The following is a 24,372-nucleotide window of genomic DNA, read 5'->3' as shown; positions in this document are numbered from 1 at the left end:
TTGACCCACGCCGTCGAGAGGTTTTTCAATGCCCGAAACAACAAAAAAGACTCGCAGGAAAGTAGGAAAACAAACCAGGATGATTACGAAGATCAAAAAAAGAGATGGACGAGAAGCCCCTTTTAATATTGAAAAAATTGCCAATGCCATTTTTAAGGCCGCCAGTGAAATCGGCGGCCAGAATTATCAGACCGCCATGGAGCTATCTGAAAAAGTGGCCATCTATATCGAACAGGAAATGAACACCAATACCCCGACGGTGGAAGAAATTCAGGATGCGGTGGAAAAAATTCTGATCGAAACCGGACATGCAAAAACCGCAAAGAAATATATTCTCTACCGGGCCGAGCGAACCCGAATCCGGGAAATGGATACCCGGTTGATGAAAATATATGAGGATCTGACCTTTAAAGAAGCCAAGGACAACGATGTTAAACGGGAAAATGCCAACATTGACGGCGACACCGCCATGGGCACGATGCTGAAGTATGGATCAGAGGGCGCTAAACAGTTTTATGAAATGTTTGTCCTCAATCCCGAGCATTCAACCGCTCATAAAGCCGGTGAAATCCACATTCACGATATGGATTTTTTAACCCTGACCACTACCTGCTGTCAGATTGATTTAGAACGCTTATTTAAAGATGGGTTTTCGACTGGTCACGGCCATCTCCGGGAACCCAACGATATTCAGAGTTATTCGGCGCTGGCCTGCATTGCCATTCAGTCCAACCAGAATGATCAGCATGGCGGACAGAGTATTCCCAACTTTGACTATGCCATGGTGCCGGGGGTGAAAAAAACTTTTATCCGGCTCTATCGGGAGAATTTGGCCAAGGCCCTGACCTTATTGACCGATACCAAAAATGCTTTAGCCAAGGTAAAGGCCATCAGTGAAGATATCGAAAAGAAACTGGGGTTAAAGCCCGAGCTAAATCAACCGAAGAATTATCTGGAAGCCGAAGCCCGGAGTTTGGCGTTATGGATAGCGGATGCCAACAGCATCAGCCGGGCTCAGAATTTTGCCATGGAAAATGCCGAACGGGAAATTGACCGCAGTGTTTATCAATCCATGGAGGCCTTTGTTCACAATCTCAACACCATGCATAGCCGGGCCGGAGCTCAGATCCCGTTTAGTTCCATCAACTACGGGATGGATACCTCAATTGAGGGGCGTCTGGTCATAAAAAATCTGCTTTTGGCAACGGAGGCCGGATTGGGAAATGGCGAAACCCCGATTTTCCCAATCCATATTTTCAAGGTTAAGGAAGGGGTCAATTATAATCCCTGGGACCCCAATTATGATTTGTTTAAATTAGCCTGTCGGGTCAGCGCCAAGCGCCTGTTTCCCAATTTTTCATTTTTGGATGCGCCCTATAACCTGAAATATTACAAAGCTGGTCAGCCGGAAACTGAAATTGCCTACATGGGCTGTCGTACCCGGGTGATCGGCAATGTCCACGATCCCAGTCGGGAAATTACCTATGGCCGCGGAAACTTAAGTTTTACCACCATCAATCTGCCCCGGATTGCCCTAAACAGCAAGGGCAACCAGGACGTGTTTTTTGCTGAGCTGGATCAGAAAATTGATCTGGTGATTGAGCAGTTGCTGGAACGGTTTGAAATTCAGGCCCATAAAAAAGTTAAAAACTTTCCTTTCCTAATGGGCCAGGGCGTTTGGATTGATTCTGCAGATCTGACCGACGAGATGGAAATCCGGGAAGTACTGAAACACGGCACCCTGAGTATGGGCTTTATCGGCCTGGCGGAATGCCTGACGGTTTTAACCGGCAAACACCATGGCGAAGCGGCCGACGTACAGGAACTGGGGCTTGCCATTATTGGCCACATGCGCAAGCGGATGGATGAAACCAGTCAGGTCTATGGCATGAACTTTACCCTGCTGGGCACCCCAGCCGAAGGTACCGCCGGACGCTTTGTCAAGCTGGATAAACAGGTATTTGGGGAAATTCCCGGGGTAACGGATCGGGAGTATTATACCAATTCGTTCCATATTCCGGTTTACTACCCCACCAGTGCCTATGAAAAAATCACCCTGGAAGCGCCCTATCATGAGTTGACCAACGCTGGACACATCACCTATGTGGAAATGGACGGCGATCCCCTCGACAATCTGGAAGCCTTTGAGAAGGTGGTTCGGGCGATGAAGGAAGCTGGCATCGGCTATGGTTCCATCAATCATCCGGTGGATCGCGACCCGGTCTGCGGCTATACCGGCATCATCGGCGACGCGTGCCCCAATTGTGGACGAAGCGAAGACGATGTTCCCTTTGAACGGATACGCCGGATCACCGGTTATCTGGTAGGGACCCTGGATCGTTTCAATGATGCCAAAAAAGCGGAAGTAAGAGATCGGATCAATCATTTTAATGCGGCTGGTCAAATGGCTGGTGGGGAACGGTTGGAGCAATTGCAGTGACCTCCCAAATAAGAATCGCCGGGGTGGTTAAGGAATCGATTGTGGATGGACCAGGCATTCGCTTGGTGGTGTTTGCTCAGGGCTGCCCCCATCAGTGCGAGGGCTGTCACAACCCGGCCACCCATGATTTAAGCGGCGGTCACCTGGTGGCGATAGACACCATTATCGCCGAAATGAAAAAGAACCCACTGTTGGATGGTATTACCTTAAGCGGCAGAACCCTTTTTACAGTCTGCGGGCTTTTCTGAACTGGCCAGATGTGCCCAGGCAGCCGGCTATCATGTGATGACCTATACCGGTTATACTTATGAAACGCTGACGGCAAAAAAGGATCAGCGGTGGCTACGACTGCTCAGGTATACTGATCTGCTGGTGGATGGAAGATTTGAAGCGGAACAAAAAAGCTTGTTGCTGAAATTCCGGGGCTCGCAGAATCAGCGGATTATTGATGTGAACCAGTCACGGCTAAAAAGTAAACTGATATTGAGTAAAATTAATTAAGAATATGTGGACAAAAAACACTGATCGTTAATGATCGGTGTTTTTTTTATACAGAGATTATTATTTATATCCATAGTTTTTTTGGTCCAAGACGTTGGTATTGTCCCGGCGGGTCATTTTTTAAGTGCTGTTGTGTCGCTTATGATGAGACATGAACATTTATTAAATAAACTTAAATTTCATCAAAAATATTGACATATGTAAAAAAGTCGCAAAAAGCAACATAAAATAAAAACGAAAAAAAGCGTAAATATCCTGTCACACAGGTTGCCACACGTTGTTATGAAAAAGGAAACGTGATAGAATGAATAGGCATGAAAAGTCAAGGGATTTATATTAAACCGTATACTATTTAATTTAGGGGAGAATAGATGGCAAATACGACACATCAATTAGAAGAAGATTTAGAAATAGATTTACTTAAACTGGTCAAAGCACTCTGGCGTAAGGCATGGTTAATTATTCTAGCTGCTGTTTTTTGCGGCAGCCTGGTACTTGGCTATACCTATTTTTATGTCGATCCGCTTTATGAATCAAAGGCACAGATGTATGTCAATAACAGTTCACTGTCTTTTGATTCCACGGCGTTGAATATTACCAGCGGCGATATTACGGCCGCTAAAAGTTTAGTAGCGACTTATATTGTCATCCTTAAATCTCGACAGGTGCTTGAAGAGATCATCAGAAAAGGCCAACTCGATTTGACCTATGAGGAACTGGTTGGGATGATCACAGCTGCCCCAGTCAGTTCAACCGAGGTGTTCGAAGTAGTGGTAACCGATACCGACCCCTATCGGGCCGAAAAAATTGCCAATATCATTGCTGGCATTCTGCCTGAAAAAATCAGCAATATTGTCGAAGGCAGCTCGGTGAAGATTGTTGACTATGCCGTTGTTCCGGCGGCGAAAAGCGGTCCCAGCCTACGTAAAAATGCGTTAATCGGAGCCTTGATTGGTTTTGTGTTAGCCTCGGGGATGATTATCTTCAGGGAACTGAGTGACACCGTCATCCGTGATGATAATTACCTGATCACAAACTATGGTGATATTCCACTGCTGGCCATCGTTCCGGATTTGGATAATACGACAAACAAAAACGATTATTATTATAACGGCTACAAGTGAAGCCGTAGAGAGGAGGAGGACCATGTGGTGGAAAAAGAAAAAGACTTCCGCTAAAGGGAGTGAGTTTGATCTGATCAACGAGCAAAAAAAATTGGCACCAACCTGAATTTTCAGGCGGCTGAAGCCTATAAACTGCTGAGAACCAATTTGGAGTTTTCCTTTGCGGATGAAAAAAAGTGCAGGGTGATTGGCATTACCAGTGCCGTCAGTGCTGAAGGAAAAAGCCTGACTGCCATCAATGTTGCGTATGCCATTGCCACCAACGAAAAAAAGGTGCTTCTCATTGAATCTGATTTTCGAAAACCGACCATCGCTGCCAAACTCGGCATGAAACAAAACGTTGGATTAACCGACCTGCTGGTTGATCCCCATGTATTGCTAAGTGATATGCTGGTAAAGGTAGAGTTATCACAAAACAGTCAGTTTGACCTGGCACAGGCGGGAAGAGTTCCACCTAATCCGGCGGAATTGCTGGATTCGAATAAGATGAAAGTCTTTCTGGAAAGCTGTGCTGAAATTTATGATTATATTTTGATTGATTTACCCCCGGTTACAATCGTAGCTGATGCGGTGATTGCCTCTAAATATATTGATGGCATGGTAGTGGTGGTGAGACAGGATCGCAGTGATCAAAAATCGCTTACTGAAACAATCCGGCAGTTGAAGTTCTCAAATACAAAAATCCTGGGATTTGTATTTAATGGATACAATCATGAAAAGTCTGGCTACTATAAAAAATATGCGCACAATGATTATAAACGTTACAAGGGTTATTACGAAGCAGAGTATGAAAATAACAATGCTCCGCTGATATAGGGGTGATCGGATGATTGATTTTCATTCGCATGTTTTACCGGGGATGGATGATGGGAGCAGGAGTGTTGAAGAGTCGATAAAAATGCTGGAAGCATCGATTGCGCAGGGGGTTGAAACAATTGTCGCAACACCGCACTTTTTCCCCTGGCAGGAAAAACCGGAAGACTTTTTAGCAAGAAGAGACAGCGCCATCAAAGCGTTGCCGCAATTTTCTTCAACGATTCGGGCTGGGGCAGAAGTCGCGTACTATGATGGCATCGATTACTCGGAAGAGATCGAAAGACTGAGTATTGACGATACGGATTTCATATTGATCGAAATGCCGATGACAATCTGGAGCAGGCGGATGCTTGAGGCACTGCATACCATTGAAAAAAGAACCCGACTTAAAGTTGTATTGGCTCATTTGGAACGGTATGTTCCGTTTTTAAAAAAAGTGATCATTTTGATTATGTTTGTGAGACCTTTCTTATTCAGGTTAATGCCGATCATTTTTGTAACCGCTGGACTCAGCGAAAAGCACTAAAGCTGGTTAAAGAGGGCACTGTTGATTTTGTCGGTTCGGATTGTCATAATATGACCTCCCGACCGCCGAATATGGGAGAGGCCTATCAAACAATTGAAAAAAAAATAGGCATCAAAAGCATGCGTGCTTTTAAAGATAAACAGAAAAAATTTTTAGAAGGAGGACAGATTTATGAAAGGTAAAAAGAATTGGAACCGGATAATGCTGATGACAGCAGCGCTTTTAATGCTGACAGCGGGGCAGGTCTTTGCAGCAGTCACCCCGAGTGTCGCCCAAAAAGCAGGACCGGAGGTAGTGGGGACAGCGACCTATATTGATGCCGAGGGCAATGCAACGGTTATTGATGCAGCAAAGATTATTATCACGCCTGATGCTAAAACGGGGACATTGAGCCCAGAACAAAAAGCAGTATACGACGAAGCAAAAGCATTGTTGATGGATCCTGAATCGGAATTTGCCGATGAATTGGCAGCGTTTATGACTGAAAATTATCCGGGGATTCCGGCCGAGAACATTGTAGTACGAGAGATCTTTGAAATTGACTATTCGCAGGAATTATCATTTGACAATGGACAAAAACTGGAATTGACCCTAAGCGGCAGTTATAAAGAAGGTGACCCGGTGATTGTGACAATTTTTAACAAGGACACCGGAAAATGGGATTTTATCGAGACCAGCGATGTAAAAGTCAATGCCGATGGAACAATCACAGTTAAATTCCCGCATTTATGTCCGGCGGCCATCCTTGTTTATGACCAGGGGGCTGAAACAGCATCAGTGGTTCCTGCCGAAGAAGGCGGTAGCAATACATTAACCTTGTTGCTGGTTGGTTTGGGTGTTTTGATTGTTGCAGCAGTGGTATTCTTGATCCTTAAGAAGAAAAAAACCGCATAATTAACTGGACCCGATGAAAATAAATAATAGAGGTCGCAGTAATATTGATTTTCGTATTGTTATGTTGATTCTTGGCACGGTCATAATTGTTGCGGCCTGCTTAATGGTGACATTATTTGGACAAGATTTGAAAAAAGTATTTGGAAAAGAAGAAATTGCCAATGCCGGGCAAACCCTGACGAATTACGAAGAGACAAAAGCCATTTATATCAACGGACAAAAGTATCTGCCTGATCCGGATGTGTATACTTTTCTACTTGGTGGGGTGGATAAATTTGGTGAGGTCACCGAAAGTGATTCGTATTTGAATAATGAGCAGATCGACTTTCTGGCCCTGATTGCCTATGATAAGAACAAAAATTCATGTCGCATTCTAATGATCAATCGGGATACGATGATGGAAGTTCCGGTACTGGGGTTAGGTGGTAAAAGTGCCGGAACCGCCTATCAACAGATCGCCCTGTCCCATACTTATGGGTCGGGTCTGAAAGACAGTGCCGAAAACACTGTCAACGCTGTTGAAAATCTGCTGGGAGGGATTACGGTGGATAACTATGCGATCATGAAAATGGATGCGATCCCGATTTTAAACGATATGGTGGGGGGGGTCAATGTAACACTGACTGAAGATCTGCCCCAGATTGATCCGAGCTTTTTGGCAGCTTCCACCGTCACGTTAAAGGGAGATCTGGCCCTGCAGTTTGTACGCCGACGAATGGACATCTCCGACGGGACAAACCTGTCACGAATTCGCAGACAGGAACAGTATATTAACGGGTTCTATAACAATTTAAGAGCAAACATTGTCGGCAATGGCAATTTTTTAGTCAAGGCCTTTGGCGCTGTGGAAAATTATATGACAACCGATTGTGATTATGCGCAGTTAAATGAGTTTCAAAACTATATTAAAACCTACCCGGAGGCTGGCATCTATACCATTGCCGGCGAAGCCCGGTTAGGCCGTGAGTTTGTTGAGTTTTATCCGGATCAGGATAAGCTGGCCCAATTAACGGTGGAGCTTTTTTACAAGCCAGCCGAATCGGAATAAGTGATAGAAAGACCGGCAGGCGATCCGGATGGGATTGACGTGAATTAGACATTTTCAGGCTTTATGTTTTATGAAATGAGGAAACCAGATGTATAAGGTCTACAAAGAAAATTTTTTAAAATATTATAAGTTTGCAATCGGCGATTTCTTCTGTCTGTATATTCCTTTCTTGCTGCCGTTTGCCAGTGGCACGATGACCAAGAACAACTATGGCACTTATTTGCAGCTAGCCTTGATGATTGGCGTATGTTTCTATTTTTATATTCTGTTAAATGATGCCTACAAAAACATTTACTGCCGGAGCTGTTTGCAGGAAATAAAGGCGGTGTTGTTTATGGTTAGCAGTATTTATGGCTGGGTAATTTTATTTACCTTTGTTTTAAAAACAACGGCGATGTATTCCCGGCTGAATCTGGTCTTGATGTATCTACTAACACTCGCTTTGAGTTGCCTGATGCGGTGCGTTTTTCGGTCTATCGGAAAAAAGCGGCTGAAAAACAGAGAGGATGTCAGAAAAGGTGTGATCTTTACCTTCAGTGACCGACTAGACGAACTGGACAATATTATAACAACAGTTCAGGAAAATGATTGTAAGGTTTACAACTTTAAATGGGTGGTGGTGCTGGATAACCCCGATGCAATCGAATGCAAAATTCCGAGATTGTCTTCAAAAGAAGCGGCGTTTAAATATATCCAACGAAACGTGGTTGATGATGTGCTGATCTTTGCCAATCATTACAACGAGTTAATTTATGAAATTGAAGAAACCTGTATTTCAATGGGGGTAGTGGTTCATTATGTACTGGGTGAACGGAAGACAAAATATCCCAAAAAGGAAATTATTGAAGAGTTTGGCCCCTATAAAATTGTGACCAGTGGGATTAATGTTATTAACGCCCGACAATTGTTTGTGAAACGTTTGATTGATATTTGCGGCAGCCTGGTGGGGCTTTTGATTACGGGGATCTGTTTTCTCTTTGTCGCCCCGATGATTTATTTTCAAAGCCCAGGGCCGATTTTTTACGCTCAAACCCGGGTGGGGGCCAATGGACGTCCGTTTAAAATTTATAAGTTCCGGTCGATGTACCCCGATGCCGAAAAGCGCAAAGCGGAGCTGATGGCCCAGAATAAAATGGACGGGCTGATGTTTAAGATGGATAATGACCCCCGGATCATTAAGGGGATTGGGCATTTTATCCGCTCTAGCAGCATTGATGAACTACCGCAGATGTGGAATGTGCTAAAGGGTGATATGTCGCTGGTGGGCACCCGGCCGCCAACGATTGACGAATTCAAAGCCTATAATTTTCACCATAAGTCCAGACTGGCGATGAAACCTGGCATTACCGGCTTATGGCAGATAAGTGGACGAAGTGAAGTGACAAATTTCGAAGATGTCGTGGCCCTTGACAATCAGTATATAAGTAATTGGCGGATGATGTCGGATGTTAAGATATTGTTTAAGACGGTGATGGTGGTGATTGGGAGAAGTGGGGCGGTTTGAACTGGTTTTTATCAGAAAGGTTAAAATCTGACAATTATAACCTCTATAGTGCAACATGGTGGTTATTGTGAAGAACGTCATATTATGTACGCTACCCAATAGGAGTAAGATGCGAGTTTTACAAAATGACATTAGTTAGGCAGTTGAGGAATGTCAAGTTTATCACCATCATGCATTGCAGCAAGACTTTTCTGCTTTGGACAATTAGATTGGTCAAAATGAGCTGTTTCTTTATGAAGCAGATGCAAATAAACAGTTGATTATACACTATATAGACTTCAGTTAGATTTGTTTGTCGAGGTGGGTGAATTGTAGCTTTACTAAAAATATAATCCAACGACCATCACTGAAAGAATAGGATACTCCGACTCGATATAATTATTATTTGTACAAAACTGCGTACACTCTGGTACCATCGTATACCAAATGGTTTAGGTGAATGTTTGTTTGATTCCTGGATAGATGAAGTTTGCTCTAGAGTTGCTGTAAAAAGGTGTGATCAAAGGATTAGTGCGGGGTTGAGAGAATGAAAATGGTAAAAAGAGTAAAAATTATAGATGTTGGAATATCTGCTGTAAATATGAATACGGCATTAGCGTATTTGTTTAATAATATTGAGAGAGCACGGGGAAATTATATCTGTGCAGCAAATGTCCATACAACTGTAACGGCCAATGAAGATGAAAGCTACAAACGTGTACAAAACAAGTCTTTTTTGACTTTGCCCGATGGGAAGCCGTTATCCGTGGTTGGAAGAAAACGTGGCGAAGATGATATGGATAGAGTTACTGGGCCAGATTTTATGGAAGCAATTATAAAAAAAACTGAACACAGTGATTTTAAACACTATTTTTACGGAACAACCCAAGAGAATTTGGATGCTTTTGTGTCTCATTTAACAAATTATTATCCGAATTTGAGTGTGGTCGGTGTAGAACCGTCTGTCTTTAGGCCTCTTTCTAATAATGAAGAAAAAGAACTAATCGAACGAATTAATAAATCAAAAGCAGATTTTGTTTGGGTAGCCTTAGGTGCTCCTAGGCAGGAAATATTTTGCGAGAAATTAAGTGGTATGACCAATGCGGTCTGGATTGCGGTGGGAGGCGCTTTCAATGTTATTTCTGGTATTATTCCTAGAGCGCCTCAGTGGTTGCAGGATCATGGTTTAGAGTGGCTTTATCGTTTCTCGAAAGAACCGAAAAGATTGTTTAAAAGGTATTTTGTTACGAACACTAAATTTATTTGGTATTTAGCTAAAGATAAAAAAGGTTAAAACAATGAAAAAAAAGTTTGTATGGTTATTCCAAGCTTTACAGCAAAAGGTGGAATAACATCAGTGGCTAACGGTTATTTGGAATCAAAGTTAAATGACAAATATGATATATCATATATTGAAACATATTGCGATGGATGGAGATTCCAGAAAATTTTAAAAGCTCTCAAAGCATATTTTTGTTTTTTGTTTATAATTTTATTTAAGAAACCTGACATTGTTCACATACATTCTTCTTTTGGTGCTAGTTTTTATCGAAAAGCGCCATTTGTTTTTTTAGCTTCGAAAGTCAATTTATTCATAATTAATCATGTTCACGGTGCTGATTTTAATGAGTTTTTTGTTAATGTAAATAAAAACCGTAAAAAGAGAATAGAAAGCCTGTACAAAAAGTGCGATGTTACTATAGCATTGAGTGACGAATGGAAAGAAAATCTTTCAAAAATTGTTGAGAAAGAAAAAATTGAGATTATTGAAAACTATAGTATCTTACAACATAACATAAAATTTGATAGGGAAGAAAAGCGTGTATTATTTTTAGGGTTTTTATGTGAAAGAAAAGGATGCTTCGATATACCAGAAGTTATATACCGGGTACGACAAAGTATTACAGATGTTAAATTTGTATTAGCTGGGTCTGGTGATAAAGAAGATATGAATTTAATCAAAAGGTATATTGAACGTTACGATATATCCGCTTATTGTGAATTTCCTGGATGGGTTAGAGGAAGGGAAAAAGAAGAGTTGCTCAGTCAGGCCAGTCTATTCTTTCTTCCATCCTACAATGAAGGGATGCCCATGGCAATTTTAGATGCGATGGGATATGGTTTGCCGATTGTGAGTACCTCGGTTGGTGGAATTGAGAAAATTGTTCACAATGGTGAAAATGGATTTGTTTTTGGACCAGGAGATATAGAGGGATTTGCTAAAGCAATTATAAAAATTCTTTCGAATGATGAATACAGGAAATTTCTTGGTAATGGAAGTATAAACATTGTACGAAATGGTTATTCGCTAGAAGCGCATATACAAAAGGTAATTGAAGTATATGATAAAAAACGGTGATAATGATGGCACGGGTATTTCAAGTAGTTATAAGTGTTATATTTGTTGCATGGACAAAGATCAAATATAGGAAACGCTTTTCTGGAAGTTTATTACCATTATTCGAAAAAGTACATATACGTATTTCTGAAAATGGAAGTTTATTTCTTGGAACACACAACCAAAATCGCGGCACTATGTATATTATTTGTCAAGGAGGAAAAATAAAATTAGGTTCATATTGTTTTTTCAACGTGAATGCTTCAATTACTTCGTTAGGTTGTATAGAAATTGGAAACAAATGTACTTTTGGAAATAATCTAGTAATAGTAGATTATGATCACGATTATAGACGCAAATCTGGAAGCTTTGAAGTTGGAGCTATTCATATAGGTGATAATACTTGAGTAGAAGTAAATGAAACTAGTTATAATAATTTCATGGATCGGTGATAATTGTGAAATAGGCGCTGGATGTGTTCTTATTTGAGGTTTTTGGTAAATACTTTCTTAATTGAAAAAATCTGAGTAAAGGAAGCGGTAAGCAATGAATGACAGCGATAAAATTTCAATAATTGTTCCAGTATTTAATGTCGAAAAGTTTTTAGAAAAATGCATTGAGAGCATCATTAAACAGACATATCAAAACATTGAAATTATTTTGATTGATGATGGTTCTACAGACAGTAGCGGTCAAATTTGTGATGAATGGGAGAAAAAAGATGAAAGAATAAGAGTTTTCCATAAAGAAAACGAAGGCTTAGGTCATGCCAGAAATACTGGATTAGAAAAAGCGACTGGCATGTATGTAATGTATATTGACTCGGACGATTATATCTCCGCTAATATGGTGGAAAGACTATTTAGCGTATTACTAGAAACGAATTCTGATACAGTCTTTTGTGGATTAAGCAGAGTTTGTTCTAATGGGTCTATTGTTGAAATACCGGGTTGCTATGATTCGGAAGTATTTTTAGCGGAAGATATTATAGACAAAGTTCTGTTAGAAATGGTAGGAACATTACCGAGCGAAAAGGTAGACAACGTTGTTTTTATGTCTGTCTGGCATGCGATATATTCAACGAAGATTATCGAAGAAAATGAGATAAGATTTCCTTCTGAGCGGAAGTTAATATCAGAGGACATTATCTATCATATTGATTACTTGCAAAAAAGCAAAAGAGTTGCCTATATAAAAGACTGTTTATATTTTTATAGAGAAAATCCTAATTCGCTTTCAAAAAAGTATGATAGAAATAGATTTGAAAGGCAAAAGGTTTTGTATACAGAAATTATTAAAAGACTGTCTGATTTTTTGCCAGAAGAAAAATATCTATATCGGGAACAGAGAATATTCTTAGCGGGTGTTAGAGGACGTGTTGTTTCAATAACATCAACAAATCAAAAGAATAAGTTAAAAGAAATCCATAGAGTCTGCAGGGATGATTTGGTCGTGGAGGTAATCCGTCAATATCCATATCATATGAATCCGATAAAGCATAGAATTTTTAATACAGCAATTTCGCATAAATGGGGTGCTATGCTATTTATTCTCGCTCTTTTTGCGAATAAAGTCAGATAAAGGTGGTTTTATGAAGAAGATTGCGATACTTTTACCAGCATTATTGCCTGTTCCGGCAGTGCGTGGTGGTGCGGTTGAAAGTATTATAGAAAACTTAGTGAATGAAAATGAAAGAAATCCTATATTTAGATTTACTGTTTATTCTGCCTGGGATTTTGAGGCGGTAAAAAAAAGTCAGTATTATCAGTATACCGATTTTGTATATATAAAAACTAATGAAAAAATCGAGAAAATCCATAACTATTTATATAGGGTTTTAAAGAAATTATTTAAAATCTCAATCACTGATCGGATTGTCCGAAAAAAACTAGTTAAAGAGATTGCTAAACAGAATTATGACTGGATTTTGTATGAAGCTGGTGAGGTTTTTTGTTTAAAAAGGTTTTCAAAATACCTGCCTTCAAAAAAAGTACTGGTACATGCACACGGAATGATCACGCCTATACCAGAAATTGACTCATACTTTTCTTATTATTTGCCTATCAGTGAGTTTGTAGCGGATTACTGGAAATCAAAAAGCAAACGCCCTCTGGATACATATCTAACATGGAAAAATTGCATTAAAATCGAAAATTTCAACAGAACTCTTAAAAAAGACGAACAATATATACTAAGGCAAAAGCTTGGTTTAGACGAAAGTGATTTTGTTGCTATATTTATTGGAAGGATCATTCCCGAAAAAGGTGTACTAGAGTTAATTAAATCCCTTAATTACATAAGTGACAATACTGTTAAAATAATTGTAATCGGAAGTGCAAAATTTGCGGATTGTTCTGCGACGCCATATGAAAAATTAGTAGTTGAAGAAGTAAAGAAGACAGCTGCTAGAGTAATTTTTACGGGCTATGTAAAAAATGACGAATTGTATAAATATTATTCGGTTGCTGATATTGCTGTTGTACCTAGTACCTGTGAAGAAGCGGCAGGTTTAGTAGTAGTCGAAGCAATGGCGGCGGGCAAACCAATAATTACGACTGGAACTGGAGGAATAAAAGAATATACTGCTAGCGAAAGCACTTACTTTGTAAAGAATGATGAGCGACTGGAAAGGTCTTTGGCTCTAGAAATTCTAAGGCAGAGGAATGAGAGAGGCAATATAACTTCAATGGGAATAGTGGCACAAGAAAAGGCAAAAGAATTTAATATGAGTAACTATTTGAAAAGATTTGAAGATATTATCAAACAAATATCATAAAATCATGGGAGACGAAAATAATGCTTGAGATCATTTATGTACTAAGCATGGCAGTAGCATTTACATATAAATATGATGGTATTCTGGTTAGCTTTTGGTTGAAGTATTATATTGCATTGGCTTGGATTGGAATTTGGATATTTTTTGTTTTTAGAAGAGATGGTTTACTTAAAGGAGCTAGTCTTTTTTATATTAAACAATACTGTGTCCCTATTTTCTTGATTATGTTATGGACATTCATTGTTTGGGTTATAAATAGACCTGAGGTTTTTGACTTGACTTATATTAGTAGAAGCGTAAGTAATAGTTTATGTTTGCTTTTGGCGGTCCTGAGTGCTATCGCTGCATGCAATATTTTTAAGGCAAAAGCTATAGAACTATCACTATATGCGATCTTTATAAGTACAGCAGTAAACATTGTTAGAGCTTTACAAGTTTATGGGGTGCCAATTTTTGCTCAATTCCTCAAATCAGCTTTTATTGTTACTGACTTTGATGTTATGAGACCGACCTTTCGAATTTCACAAATGCTCGAAGTTCATGACGCAACATTAGCTTGCGGATTTTTCTTAATTTACTATTTGTTTTTCTGTCCAGACAAAACAAAAAAGAAGTGGCTTTATATTCTCGGTTTAGTATTTTGTGCATATGTGGGTTTCAAACGTGTTGTGTTTGTAGGAATACTAGTGGTATTTTTATTGTTGTTTCTACTAAAAAAAAGAGTGGATAAGTTTGAAAAAATAATAAATATAGTAGGAATAATGATAGGTGTTTTAGGCTTTGTTTATATTATTATAATTAAGATTGATTTATTGCATTTAATTGCTAACTATATTGGTTTGGATTTTTCAGGAAGGTTGACAATCTATAATGCACTGAGAAAATATTATTCGTTATGGCCTACATTTTTAGGGACAGGATATGGTTATATTAATAAACTGTTTGAAGAGAGAATGGGTTTAGCAGCGCATTCTGATATGGTTCGTATGTATGTTGAACTTGGGTTCATTCCATATTTAATTTGGTTATACCACTATTTGATACGTGTGCCTAAAAGAATATTAAAAAGATATGGGATTACTGTTGGAAGACTAATAATGGCATTCAATGTTTATTTATTTACGACATATTTTGTTGGAAATGCGATGTCCATGTTTTGTATTCAGTATTCATTTATTCTAATTCCGGTAGCTCTGTCATATAGGAATGAAACAAGAGAAAATAACAGAAATGGAGACATGAAATGAATATAGCAATCTTATCAATGCAAAAGGTTATAAATTATGGTTCTGTTCTTCAAGCATACTCGTTAAAAAGAATGATTGAAGAAATTACAAATGAAAAGGTCTATTTTATTGATATAGATAATTCTGATAAATTACTGGTCTCAGGAACAGTTTCTACTGTCGAAGATTATAGTAAAAACGGCTACAGTTTGAAGAATGCGCCATGGTTAGTACCAAGAAAACTTATTAATAAAATCAAAAAAAACAATTACACAAAAAAGATCAAAGAATTCCAGTGCAAGGAATTAGACTTACAGGAAAAATATAATAGACAAACCTATGATTTGGTTTTTGTGGGGAGTGACGAGGTGTTCGTTGCATCTAAATACATATGCATGCAGCTATATGGCAAAATAAATAATGCAAAAGCAATTGTTTCTTATGCAGCAGCGGCAGGCATGGCACAGTTTAATAATATTTCAAACGATGACATCCCCGTAGTAAGAAATTCTTTGAAAAATTTTAGGTTTATGTCTGTCAGGGATGATCACACTAAGGAGTATATTTCAAATATTTATGATGGTGATATTGAAAAGCATGTGGATCCCGTTCTAGTAGGAAATTTGCGCAAAAGGGTACATAAAAGAATAGAACAAGGGCCATATATGATCGTTTATGCTTATGCTGAGCGAATATCAAATTTTGAGGAAATTAAAGCGATAAGGAAATTTGCTAAAAAAAATGGCTTAAAGATTATTTGTATTGGTGGGCAGCAATTGTGGGCTGATGAATTTGTGGCATTGTCGCCTTTTGATATGCTCGATTACTTTCGTTATACTGAATATGTTATAACGGACACATTCCATGGTATAGTTTTCTCGATGATCAATCATTCTAAATTTGCAGTATTGCAGAGAAAGAGCAATGAATTTAAGATACAGGGTGTTCTAAAAGCATTTAATTTGACACAACGATTTGTATCAAATCTGGATGATTTAGAGATAATTTTGAATGCTGATATTGATTATGAAACTGTTGATTTTCGATTAGATGAAGAGCGTAAAAGAAGCAAAGAATATCTTGAAAATTGTATTCTTGCTTGCTCTAAAGGTGGCGAGTTGTAGTATGATAGCAAGCGGAAGAACAAAGAAATCCTTAGAGAACATTGTTTTTGGTATGGGAAACCGTGTTGTCCTGATGTTTTTTCCTTTTGTAATAAAAAGCCTATTAATAAGTAAACTTGGCGCTGGATATCTTGGATTAAATAACTTGTTTATGTCAATCCTTCAGGTGCTCAATTTGTCTGAACTTGGCATAGGAACTGCTATGGTTTATAGCATGTATAAACCTATGGCAGAAAATGACAAGAAAACACTTCAGGCTTTATTAAAACTGTATAGAAAGTTCTATTATATTATTGGTGCGATTATCTTCGGTATAGGTTTAGTTGTTATGCCGTTTATAAAACAACTGATCAACGGTGCTTACCCTGAAGATATTAATCTTTATCTTTTGTATCTTATCTACTTGATAAATACGGTACTTAGCTATTTTCTTTTTGCATACAAGAAGTCGTTACTTGAAGCCAGTCAGCAGAATAGCATTGAAAGCAAAATTAACACGATTGTTAGTATTATTATGTACGTATGTCAGATTTTAGCTTTGTTAATTACGAGCAATTATTACATTTTTATTATTTTCATGCCTCTGAGTACGTTGGTAATTAATTTGTTGCGAAATCATACGGTTAATAAAATGTACCCGGATATTATATGTAAAGGGAATGTGGACAAAGAGCATATTCATGCCATCTATAAAAATGTTAGGGCATTGATTGGTCATCGCATCGGAACGACAATTATCACTTCTGCTGATAATATTGTAATATCTGCTTTTCTAGGTCTGAATATTTTAGCAATCTATGGCAATTACTATTTTATTTTAAGTTCGCTGATTAGTTTGGTTGCTATTTTTTATATGTCAACTACCGCCAGTATTGGAAATAGTTTGATTAAAGCAGATGAACAGAAGAATTTTAAAGACTTTAAAACATTTAATTTTTTGAATAATTGGCTCGTTGGATGGTTCGCAATTTGTCTTGTATGTCTATATCAGCCGTTCATGAAGATATGGATGGGGGAGAATTTGATGTTGCCTTTCCATATGGTAATTTTGTTTGCTATTTATTTCTATGCTTGGCTGTCTAGAAGAATTGGGCTTACATATAAAGATGCAGCGGGACTATGGCAAGAGGATTTTTGGAAACCTTATATTGGTTCGGTAGTAAATCTTGTTATAAATATTGTCTTGGTAAAGACGATTGGTATTGAAGGAGTTGTTATTTCTACAATCATAGTCATGGTTGTCATTTATTTCCCATGGGAAACTAAAGTGTTGTTTACAAATATGTTTCAAGGAGGATTAAAAGAATACTGTTTAAAGTATTATAGTTATGCATTGGTGACTATAATAACAGCTTGCCTAACATATTATGTTAGCAGTTTAAATCCGTTTGATGGAATTGTAGGTTTGATTATTACGAGCGTGATTTGTTGCATCGTTCCTAATATGGTATTCTTGATAGTGTATTTTAAAACGCCAGAATTCAAAGATTTCATAGAACGCCTGAAAAATTATTGCAAGGAAGCGGTGATATTATGATTGATAAGAAAAAAGTTGCGATAGTAACACTTACTGGTGCAAACTATGGGAATCGGCTACAAAATTTAGCGACACAAATGATATTAGAGAAGATGGGATACGATGTGGAGACATTGCATAATCCATTTGATCCCAATTATTCTGAGTTGAAACATCAAATGAAGAACAAATTTAAGATGTTAATTGCAAAAAAAAGTATCAATCGCAAGTGTGTAGAGAAAGAGCATTTAATAAATTTGATGTGCGGTTTATTAAATATTCTAAATACTGGTTAAATAATAAAAAACATAGAGAATTATTAGATTCTCAATATGATTATTTTGTATGCGGTAGTGATCAAATTTGGAATCCGAGCACTTATAATTTTGGTTCAAATAACTTTGCAATGTTTGCAACTTCGACTAAGAAAGTAACTATGGCTCCTTCGTTTGGTGTAACTGATTTTCCTAAGGAGAGAGAAAAAGAATTTAGAGAGTGCTTAAATACATTTAAGTATGTAAGTGTTCGGGAAGTATCGGGAACTGAAATTGTAAAAACACTTACAGGAAAGGAAGCAGAGGTTACTATTGACCCGACACTAATGATTGATAAAGATACATGGAGAATAATTGCCCAAAAACCAGCATGGTTGAAAGATGGCAATTACATTCTTTGTTACACACTTGGTATGCAATATATGAATGATTGGGTTAATGATCTCGCAAAGCAATATGACAGTAATGTAATTAATCTAATGGATAATTCTTATTTCGATTATTACACCACAGATCCAGCTGGTTTTCTGTACTTAATTGATAATTGTAAGTTGATGATTACAGATTCTTTCCATGGTTCTATATTTGCAATAGTGTTTGATCGGCCGCTTGTGGTAATGGAAAGAAAAGATGAATATGTCTCTATGAACACAAGACTGGATAATATGCTGCATTTGTTTGATCTTGAAGATAGACGTTACAGCAATGTTGTTCAGACAAATCAGTTTATGAAACATAGTTATTGCCATACTTATGAAATTATTCGGGAAGAGCAGAAGAAGGGAAATGAGTTTCTTCAAAAATCATTCGGTTAGTTGAATTACCTGAAAAAGCAATTTGGAGAAATATATCTTGGGTTTGTAAAGGAACGCTATGAGCATATTAAAATACAAACAAAATTGCTGCGGTTGTGGCACCTGTGAATTGGTTTGTCCAATTCATTGCATATCAATGCAAACAGATAGAGAAGGTTTTAAATATCCAGTGGTAGATAGTAATGCATGTATTGAATGCCGAATATGCGAAAAAAATTGTGTAGTTGTTACAGCCAGCAAGAATAAATGTAGGGGAAATTATCCATTGTTTTTTGCTGCACAAGCTTCGAATGAAGCTGTCGTGTTTAACAGTTCATCTGGAGGGGTGTTTACATTGTTGGCGGAATATATTATAGACAATAGAGGTGCTGTAGCAGGAGCTTCGTTTTCTGAGACTTTAGATGTTGTTCATATTATTATTGAAGAAAAAAAGGACATACACCATCTTCAAGGTAGCAAATATGTGCAAAGTGACTTGTTGAAGACCTTTGTACAGACGAGAATATTGCTTGAAGATGGTCGATTCGTTCTATTTTCTGGGACATCCTGTCAGATAGAAGGTCTGCGAAATTATTTGAATAAAAGTTACGATAATTTATTCCTTGTTGATTTAATTTGCCATGGCGTGCCGATGCCAAAATTATGGAGAAAATACTTACAATATCAAGAAAATAAATTCAAGTCAGAAATCCAATATGCAAATTTTCGGGAAAAAACTACGGGTTGGCTTTCATATAACATGCATTTAAAATTTACAGATAGTAAGGAATATAAGAAAAAAGTTGCAGAAGAACCGTATATGCGACTTTTTTTGAGCAATTATTTTTTGAGAGAATCGTGCTATGATTGCAAATTTAAAAATTTGGATAAGCCTAGTGATATAACACTTTCTGATTTTTGGGAAATAAAGTATGCTTTTCCCGAGTTGGATGACGATAAAGGGTTATCCTTGGTTTTTGTAAATACAGAAAAAGGAAGGTTGTTATTTGATCATGTTAACAAAAAAATGAAATGCTACCAAACGACAAAAGAAAAGGCTTTATTCAACAATCCTACAGTACTGAAATCATCATTAAGACCTGTCAAAAGGAATGAAATTGTCGGCCAAATTGATGAAATAAGCTTTAAGGAATTATTAAAAAAATCGTGTGTTCCATTATGGCGTGATAAATATCGAAGACTCAAAAATAGGATTAGGAATAAGTGAAAGACAAATAAATTGGGGAAATATTGTGATTTTAAAATCTCTAAAATTACAAAAGTAGTCACACTTATTCAACTGTCCTGGTTGTATTGACAAACCAAATTAATATAAACAAAGAAAGGAAAAGTAATGGGATCAACAAAATACATTAAACAGGGAAAGAGCTGTGAAAACAGTTTGTGAGATTGATAAATGTTCTGGTTGTATGGCTTGTTATGATAAGTGCCCGAAAGCTGCGATAATCATCGAAGATGCTTGCGTAGCGTATAATGCAATCATAGACGAAGAAAAATGCATAAATTGCAATTTGTGTAATAAGGTGTGTCAGCACAATAATACACCAGAATTTATTAAAACGCAGAGATGGTTTCAAGGGTGGTCCAGCTCTAAAGAAATAAGAGAGATAACTTCTTCAGGAGGAGCAGCAACTGAACTTTCAAGATACATTATTGAAAATCATGGGTGTGTTTGTGGGTGTGTATTTAGTGATGGGATTTTCGGATTTGAAATGGTCAATACAATAGATGATTTGCCAAGATTATCGGGGTCTAAATATGTAAAAAGCAATCCGGTTGGAGCTTATAAGAAAGTACTTTGTTTTCTACAAACCGGAAAAAAAGTGTTGTTCATTGGTCTACCATGCCAAGTGGCAGCCATGAAAAACTATGTTGGTGAAAAATATGAAGATACATTATATCTCGTAGATCTGATTTGTCATGGGAGCCCATCCCCTAAAATTTTGGAGTTATATCTTAAAAGCGAAGGTTGTTCTTTGACTCAGTTACAAGACATTCGATTCAGAAAAAAAGCAAACTTTCAGCTACATAGGAGTGGATATGGATTTAATAATCATATAAGTATTGTACCAGAAGGAATGCAGGATCTATATTCCTTTACGTTTTTAAACGAAGTTTGTTATACCGAAAACTGTTATAGTTGTAAATATGCAAAAACAGATCGTGTATCCGATGTTACATTAGGCGATTCGTGGGGGTCTAGACTTACCGATGAGGAAAAGAAAAAAGGGATCTCTTTGGTGATGTGTCAATCTGATAAGGGGCTTGAACTTGTAAAAAAAAGTGGTCTGAAATTAGAAGATGTGGATATTGAACAATCGATAGCTGCTAATCAGCAACTACAGCATCCTTCGCAGATGCCTGAGCAGAGAAAAAAATTTATTGAGTATGTGTGTGATAATAAAAATTTCAAAAAAGCCTTTTTAAACACTTACCCCAAAGAGTATTGGAAGCATATAATTAAACGAATGCTCATAACAATGAAACTGATACGGGGGGGAGAAGTGACATATTCGATTTCGGTATTGAAAAAATAATGATGGTTAACACGTTTAAAGTTGCCAATTGTAGGTTTAAATATGGTTGTTAAGTCTCTCATTTTAATTTATTCAAGCTCTCGACAAAGGTCCATAGTTGAAAACTAAACAAGGAGAATATGAAGTGAATACGACAAAATTTTTTAACAACAAAACATTGATGATTACTGGTGGAACAGGCTCATTCGGGACTACAGTATTAAAGCATTTTCTTGATTCAGATTTAAGAGAAATCCGTATCTTTTCTCGAGATGAGAAGAAGCAGGATGATATGAGACACAAGTTACAGGTAAAATATCCCGATTTAGCAGGAAAAGTCAAATTTTATATCGGCGATGTCAGAAATATGAGATCTGTAGAAGACGCAGTTCAAGGAGTTGATTACATTTTCAATGCAGCAGCACTAAAACAGGTTCCTTCTTGTGAATTCTTCCCAATGGAAGCAGTTCGTACAAATGTTGAGGGAACCGATAATGTGTTGCATGCGGCAGTGGCAGCAGGCGTAGAGCGTATTGTATGCCTGTCAACCGATAAAGCAGCTTATCCAATTAATGCTATGGGAATTTCAAAAGCAATGATGGAAAAAGTAATTGGTGCAAATGCGCGTGTGGCGGCAGGTAAAACAACTATTTGCTGTACCAGATATGGCAATGTCATGTGCAGCCGTGGTTCTGTTATTCCGCTATTTATAGATCAAATTAAGGCGGGTAAAGAAATTACAATTACTGATCCAGAAATGACAAGATTCTTAATGAATTTAGACGAAGCAGTTGCTTTGGTAATGTTTGCTTTTGAACATGGTGAGCCTGGAGATTTATTTATACAGAAGTCAGATGCAAGCACAATTGGAGATTTAGCGAAAGCAGCACAAAAACTATTTGGGGATACCGGTACAAAAATAATTGGGACAAGACACGGTGAGAAATTGTATGAGACATTAATGACGAATGAAGAGTGTACAAGAAGTATTGATATGGGAAATTACTACAGAGTACTTCCGGATGGACGCGATTTAAATTATGATAAATTCTTTGTAGAAGGTCAAGTACAAACGATGGCAAATGAGGCATACACCAGTCATAATACACACAGACTGAACGTTGAAGGCACTGTTGAGAAGCTTATGACTACAGATTATGTGAGAGAAGCATTAAAGGAGTGGGAAAAAAAATTCTGAATTTTTGATGGAGGAAGTTACCCATGAAAATACTAGTAACTGGTTCGGCAGGTTTTGTTGGCAAAAACCTTGTTGCTTCTTTAAAAAATTTACTAGAAAAAAAAGACAACACAAGGACAAAACTTCAAGTGGGGGAAATATACGAGTTTGATGTTGATACGGAGCCAACACTATTAGATTATTATTGTGAAAAGGCAGATTTTGTGTTTAATTTAGCAGGAGTCAATCGTCCGAAAGATGATGATGAATTCATGAAAGGAAATTTTGGGTTTGCATCTACTTTGTTGGATACATTAAAAAAATATAATAATAAGGCAACGGTTATGTTATCTTCTTCAGTACAGGCAACGTTGTTTGGGCGTTATGCCGGTTCTATTTACGGACAGTCGAAGTTGGCAGGGGAAGAATTATTCTTAAATTACAACAAAGAAACGGGTGCAAAGGTTTTGATCTATCGTTTTCCAAATTTGTTTGGAAAATGGTGTCGTCCAAATTATAATTCTGCAGTTGCAACATTCTGCAATAATATAGCAAATGGTCTTCCGATTCAAGTCAACGATCCGGCAGTTGAATTAGAACTTTTATATATTGATGATCTTGTAACAGAGTTGATTGATGCCCTGGAAGGGAAAGAACATCACTGTGAATTCGAAGAAACGGTTGCGGTTGATCGTGTCGATGGACGGTATTGTTATGTGCCTGCGACACACTGTGTAACACTAGGTGAGATTGTAACATTGTTGAATTCATTTAATAATCAGCCAAAATCACTGCTCATGCCGGAAATCCCCAACAATTCATTTGTAAAGAAATTATATTCTACATATCTGTCGTATTTACCGGAGAATAAGATAAAGTTTGCATTGAAGACGAACAGTGATGACAGAGGAAGTTTTACTGAATTATTGAAAACCCAGAACTGCGGTCAATTTTCGGTGAATATTTCAAAACCAGGAATCACTAAAGGTGAGCATTGGCACCATAGTAAGTGGGAATTTTTTATAGTGGTTGCTGGTCATGGTCTGATTAGAGAACGTAAAATTGATTCCGATGAGATTATTGAATTTGAAGTTACTGGAGATAGAATTGAAGCGATTCATATGCTTCCAGGTTATACACATAATATCATTAATCTTTCAGAAACTGAAAATTTAGTGACCGTAATGTGGGCAAATGAAGAGTTTGATAAGGGTAATCCGGATACCTATTTTGAAAAGGTTGTGAAATAATGATGCGTTTGATAATTATTGGTGCAGGTGGATATGGTCAGACAATTGCAGATATTGCAAAACAAAGTGAAAAATATGAGTCTATATTATTTTTAGATGATGATGAGAATCTATCATATACAAGTGGAAAGTGTTCTGATTATATTAAGTTCAAAGATGCAAACACAGAGATATATCCAGCATTTGGAAATAACACAAGTCGCTTAATTTGGGTTGAAAAGTTATTCAGTGAAGGTATTGCAGTTCCGACTCTAATACATAAAAGAGCATATGTAAGTGTAACAGCAACCATTGGGAACGGAACGATTGTCCTTCCGGGTGCTATTGTAAACACAAATTGTTATATAGGTCAAGGGTGTATTATTAATTGTGGTGCTATTATAGATCATGATTGCATAATAGAAGACGGAGTTCACATTTGTTTGGGAGCGATTGTTAAGGGTGAAAACAGAATACTAAGCTGTAAAAAGGTTGAGGCAGGTGAGGTTGTTGCCTTACGTACTTATGCCATATAAAAATGAATTAAT

23 protein-coding genes and 1 pseudogene are annotated in these 24,372 nt (G+C 37.6%); all 24 read left to right on the top strand.

The window, feature by feature from the left end; genetic code table 11:
* The first annotated feature begins 79 nt into the window (after positions 1-79).
* The gene (locus tag CHL1_RS16530) at positions 80-2,440 is read left to right on the top strand and encodes an anaerobic ribonucleoside triphosphate reductase (protein ID WP_250934080.1); all 2,361 of its coding nucleotides are present in this window, start codon (positions 80-82) and stop codon (positions 2,438-2,440) included.
* A pseudogene (gene nrdG, locus CHL1_RS16525) lies at positions 2,437-2,941 on the top strand (anaerobic ribonucleoside-triphosphate reductase activating protein). Before CHL1_RS16530 ends, nrdG begins: the two are co-directional and overlap by 4 nt.
* Positions 2,942-3,312: 371 nt before the next feature.
* Positions 3,313-4,065, top strand: a complete 753-nt coding sequence (locus CHL1_RS16520; RefSeq protein WP_250934079.1) for a YveK family protein — start codon at positions 3,313-3,315, stop codon at positions 4,063-4,065.
* Between the two features lie 90 nt (positions 4,066-4,155).
* Positions 4,156-4,881: a CpsD/CapB family tyrosine-protein kinase gene (locus tag CHL1_RS16515; protein ID WP_338078321.1), complete on the top strand. Its 726-nt coding sequence runs from the start codon at positions 4,156-4,158 to the stop codon at positions 4,879-4,881.
* 10 nt (positions 4,882-4,891) lie between these two features.
* On the top strand, positions 4,892-5,407 hold the full coding sequence (locus CHL1_RS16510; protein WP_250934077.1) for a CpsB/CapC family capsule biosynthesis tyrosine phosphatase: 516 nt from the start codon (positions 4,892-4,894) through the stop codon (positions 5,405-5,407).
* Complete coding sequence (locus CHL1_RS18605) at positions 5,353-5,589, top strand: CpsB/CapC family capsule biosynthesis tyrosine phosphatase (RefSeq protein WP_420840500.1); 237 nt, start codon at positions 5,353-5,355, stop codon at positions 5,587-5,589. Before CHL1_RS16510 ends, CHL1_RS18605 begins: the two co-directional genes overlap by 55 nt.
* A complete protein-coding gene (locus CHL1_RS16505; protein WP_250934076.1) occupies positions 5,579-6,301 on the top strand; it encodes an LPXTG cell wall anchor domain-containing protein in 723 nt (240 codons plus the stop codon). Before CHL1_RS18605 ends, CHL1_RS16505 begins: the two co-directional genes overlap by 11 nt.
* Before the next feature lie 13 nt (positions 6,302-6,314).
* Positions 6,315-7,349, top strand: a complete 1,035-nt coding sequence (locus CHL1_RS16500) for an LCP family protein (protein ID WP_250934075.1) — start codon at positions 6,315-6,317, stop codon at positions 7,347-7,349.
* Between the two features lie 88 nt (positions 7,350-7,437).
* Positions 7,438-8,853 (top strand): sugar transferase, encoded by a 1,416-nt coding sequence (locus tag CHL1_RS16495; RefSeq protein WP_250934074.1) that lies wholly within the window; start codon positions 7,438-7,440, stop codon positions 8,851-8,853.
* A 526-nt stretch (positions 8,854-9,379) separates the two neighbouring features.
* Positions 9,380-10,126, top strand: coding sequence for a WecB/TagA/CpsF family glycosyltransferase (locus CHL1_RS16490; protein WP_250934073.1), 747 nt, complete (start codon positions 9,380-9,382; stop codon positions 10,124-10,126).
* Positions 10,127-10,147: 21 nt separating this feature from the next.
* Positions 10,148-11,191 (top strand): glycosyltransferase family 4 protein, encoded by a 1,044-nt coding sequence (locus tag CHL1_RS16485; RefSeq protein ID WP_250934072.1) that lies wholly within the window; start codon positions 10,148-10,150, stop codon positions 11,189-11,191.
* A gap of 5 nt (positions 11,192-11,196) precedes the next feature.
* Entirely contained in the window at positions 11,197-11,577 is a 381-nt protein-coding gene (locus CHL1_RS16480) for an acyltransferase (protein WP_250934071.1), read from the top strand.
* Positions 11,578-11,716: 139 nt separating this feature from the next.
* The gene (locus CHL1_RS16475; protein WP_250934070.1) at positions 11,717-12,751 is read left to right on the top strand and encodes a glycosyltransferase; all 1,035 of its coding nucleotides are present in this window, start codon (positions 11,717-11,719) and stop codon (positions 12,749-12,751) included.
* Positions 12,752-12,761: 10 nt separating this feature from the next.
* Positions 12,762-13,946, top strand: coding sequence for a glycosyltransferase family 4 protein (locus CHL1_RS16470; RefSeq protein WP_250934069.1), 1,185 nt, complete (start codon positions 12,762-12,764; stop codon positions 13,944-13,946).
* Between the two features lie 20 nt (positions 13,947-13,966).
* Entirely contained in the window at positions 13,967-15,193 is a 1,227-nt protein-coding gene (locus CHL1_RS16465) for a hypothetical protein (protein WP_250934068.1), read from the top strand.
* The gene (locus tag CHL1_RS16460; RefSeq protein ID WP_250934067.1) at positions 15,190-16,296 is read left to right on the top strand and encodes a polysaccharide pyruvyl transferase family protein; all 1,107 of its coding nucleotides are present in this window, start codon (positions 15,190-15,192) and stop codon (positions 16,294-16,296) included. The genes CHL1_RS16465 and CHL1_RS16460 overlap by 4 nt, the downstream gene beginning before the upstream one ends.
* 1 nt (position 16,297) lies before the next feature.
* Entirely contained in the window at positions 16,298-17,833 is a 1,536-nt protein-coding gene (locus CHL1_RS16455) for a lipopolysaccharide biosynthesis protein (RefSeq protein ID WP_250934066.1), read from the top strand.
* Complete coding sequence (locus CHL1_RS16450) at positions 17,830-18,108, top strand: polysaccharide pyruvyl transferase family protein (RefSeq protein ID WP_250934065.1); 279 nt, start codon at positions 17,830-17,832, stop codon at positions 18,106-18,108. Before CHL1_RS16455 ends, CHL1_RS16450 begins: the two co-directional genes overlap by 4 nt.
* Positions 18,042-18,902 (top strand): polysaccharide pyruvyl transferase family protein, encoded by an 861-nt coding sequence (locus tag CHL1_RS16445; protein ID WP_250934064.1) that lies wholly within the window; start codon positions 18,042-18,044, stop codon positions 18,900-18,902. Before CHL1_RS16450 ends, CHL1_RS16445 begins: the two co-directional genes overlap by 67 nt.
* 58 nt (positions 18,903-18,960) lie before the next feature.
* Positions 18,961-20,109 carry a Coenzyme F420 hydrogenase/dehydrogenase, beta subunit C-terminal domain gene (locus CHL1_RS16440; RefSeq protein WP_250934063.1) on the top strand — a complete coding sequence of 383 codons (1,149 nt, stop codon included), beginning with the start codon at positions 18,961-18,963 and terminating at the stop codon, positions 20,107-20,109.
* Positions 20,110-20,272: 163 nt separating this feature from the next.
* Positions 20,273-21,439: a Coenzyme F420 hydrogenase/dehydrogenase, beta subunit C-terminal domain gene (locus CHL1_RS16435; protein WP_250934062.1), complete on the top strand. Its 1,167-nt coding sequence runs from the start codon at positions 20,273-20,275 to the stop codon at positions 21,437-21,439.
* A 160-nt stretch (positions 21,440-21,599) separates the two neighbouring features.
* Positions 21,600-22,616, top strand: a complete 1,017-nt coding sequence (locus CHL1_RS16430; protein ID WP_250936303.1) for a polysaccharide biosynthesis protein — start codon at positions 21,600-21,602, stop codon at positions 22,614-22,616.
* A 23-nt stretch (positions 22,617-22,639) separates the two neighbouring features.
* Positions 22,640-23,845, top strand: coding sequence for a polysaccharide biosynthesis C-terminal domain-containing protein (locus CHL1_RS16425; RefSeq protein WP_250934061.1), 1,206 nt, complete (start codon positions 22,640-22,642; stop codon positions 23,843-23,845).
* Entirely contained in the window at positions 23,845-24,360 is a 516-nt protein-coding gene (locus CHL1_RS16420; RefSeq protein ID WP_250934060.1) for a PglD-related sugar-binding protein, read from the top strand. Before CHL1_RS16425 ends, CHL1_RS16420 begins: the two co-directional genes overlap by 1 nt.
* Positions 24,361-24,372: the final 12 nt, after the last annotated feature.

Source organism: Acetobacterium wieringae (assembly GCF_023700225.1).
In the GTDB taxonomy this organism is placed as follows: domain Bacteria; phylum Bacillota; class Clostridia; order Eubacteriales; family Eubacteriaceae; genus Acetobacterium; species Acetobacterium wieringae.
This window is presented reverse-complemented; position numbering and strand designations above follow the sequence as displayed.